Consider the following 2,467-nt stretch of genomic DNA (forward strand, 5'->3'; position numbering starts at 1 on the left):
CCGGGGTGGGCACGGGTGCTGGCTGCGCGGCTGGGGCGGGCACGGGTGCTGGCTGCGCGGCTGGCCTTTCCGTCGGCCCGGCGCGGTTCTCCGACGGCCCGGCGCGGTTCTCCGACGGCCCGGCGCGGTTCTCCGACGGCCCGGCGTGCTCGCCGGGTTCCTCGGCCGCCACGGGAACGCTGAGCAGAACCGAGGTGCCGGCGCCCGGCCGGGTGAGGATGCTCACCGAGCCACCCAGGCGTTCGATCCGGCGGCGCACCGCCTGGCGCAGGCCGAGGCGGTCGGCGCCGGTTTCGGATTCCGTGAAGCCGCGCCCGGCATCCATCACCATCAGGGAGATGCTGCTCGGCTCGGACTCGATCACGACCTCGGCGGCGACGAGGCCGGAGTGGAGGATCACGTTCACGAGGCACTGCTGCACCGCCAGGCCCAGTTCGCGGTCGCTGGCCGGGCCGAGGCGGCCGAGGGCGGCGCGGTCTCCCGTGACTTCAACCACGAGGCCACGATCGCGGCTGCGCTCGATGGCGGCGTAGACCTCGCTGGTGAGCCAGGCATCCGTGCCCCGGGACGGCTCGACGCTCAGCGCGTCGGCGTCAGCGAGCCAGTCGGTGCCGCGGAGGGTCTGCAGGGCGTCACGGATGCTGCCGGCCAGGTTGTCGCTGAGCGGCCCGGGATGCGCGCGGGCGAGGGCGACGAGCTGCTGGAGGGTGGTGTCCTGGTTGAGGGCGAGGGTTCGGAGGTCGAGCTCGTGGCGCAGCAGGCGGGTCTGGTCGGTCTGCATGGCCCGGTGCAGGGCGATCTGCACGGACCGCTCGCGGCGCACGAAGGCGGTGAGCAGCAGCACGCTGACGAGGAAGAGGTAGGTGGAGACGGTGTACACGTCGGCGCCATAGGGCACGCCGGTCTGGGTAGCCGCGAGCACTGTGACGGCCTCGGCCAGGACGAAGCCGGTGGTGCTCCAGAGCACGCCGGCGCGGGCGGATGTCCCGGCGCCGCCGACCATGACCAGCGCCAGCTTCGGCAGCGTGACGAGGAAGACGTTCGAGCTCGGGAAGACGCCCGGCAGGCCGAGCACGGTGATCGTGTAGAGGTAGGTGGCGGCGGTGCCGACGACGAGGTAGGCGATCGTCAAGGTGACGGTGCGGCGCAGGGACAGTGCGATCAGGACGGCGGCCATCAGGAGGAGGGCGACGACTGTGGCGAGGGTTGCGGTGGTGGCCGCCTGGGTTGCTGCTTCTGCGGCTTGGGTTGCTTGGGTTGCTTGGGTTGCTTGGGTTGCTTGGGTTGCTTGGGTTGCTTGGGTTGCGGCTACTGCTGTGCTTGCTGGGTTTGTTGCAGTCGCTGCAGTTGTGGACAAGGTCAGGAGGACCACGGCGATGAGGGAGGCGGCCAGGCAGGTCAGCGCGAACCAGTGCGCGGCCCGCGCGAGGGCATAGCTGAGCGTCCTCTTGACCAGGTGGTCCGGGAGTCCAAGCGTCATAGCCACCTCTCTGTCCGGTTGATTCTCTCATTCCGAGAGGGTGCTCCTGCCCCGCCCCGGGCAATCCGCTTCACCTCGAACGAATTCGACGGAGATTGCGCACAATTACGGGGTCGCGGGGCCCTTTTTCGCAATCTTCGTGCAAGATCTCCGTCGAATTCGTTCGGCCGGGGTGGTGGGGCGGTGGGCATCCGCCACCTGGCCCGCCGGTCCTTCCGGCCCCGTCCCGCACCTGCCGGCGCCGTTCCGCGCTGTCCCGCCCCTTCCTTGCCCCTCCCCTATTCCTCACCTGCCCCAGATGTGGCTAATTCAGGAGATCCTGGCGCCCGGCGCGGTACGGGCGCGGACCAGTGCGGCGGTCACACCATTTGGGCCACGACTCCACCAAATCTCCTGAGTTAGCCACCATTCCCAACCCGCACCCCGCCCCTACCCGGCACCTTCCCGGCACCGAACGCGCATAAATCCTGCAGTCTGGCCAAACAGGCCGGATTCAGCTTGCTTTGACCCCTTCTCGCACAATTTGCAAGAGTGAGGCGAAGCACGGCTCACGCACGGGCCCGCGGCGACGGCGAAAGGTGCCGTGGCGCTGGGTGCAGGACCTCCCGGCACAGGTGCTTACCAGCCTGGCGCGGGTGAGGGCCGCAGCGACCGAGGTCACCGGCGCCGGATGTGGCCAACTCAGGAGATCCCCGCCGCCAGCCTCGGCAAGGGCGCGGAGCAGTGCCGCAGTCTCCGCGACTCGGCCGTGACTTTGCCCGGGTCTCCTGAGTTAGCCACAACGGGCCAGATAACGACGCCTCTTGGGGAAGGGCGACGGGAATCACAGCTGCCGCAGATGCGTCCGGCAGACCGGACGGATGCCGCCACGCGGCATCCGTCCGGCGCAGCAGCGTGACCTAATTGAGGAGAATTTCGAGACAGGCCGGGTCACCCCAGCCAGCCCGATCGGCGCGTTGCGAAAAACTCCGCAGTTACTGGCAGGCA

General features: G+C 69.3%; 1 protein-coding gene. It reads right to left on the bottom strand.

Features of this window, described 5'->3' with window-relative positions:
* Positions 1-1,480 (bottom strand): sensor histidine kinase (locus E3O67_RS07070; RefSeq protein WP_167726524.1); only part of this gene is annotated, 1,480 nt, incomplete at its 3' end.
* Positions 1,481-2,467 lie beyond the last annotated feature (987 nt).

Origin of the sequence: Cryobacterium sp. TMT3-29-2 (genome assembly GCF_004564305.1) — a bacterium.
GTDB lineage: Bacteria > Actinomycetota > Actinomycetes > Actinomycetales > Microbacteriaceae > Cryobacterium > Cryobacterium sinapicolor.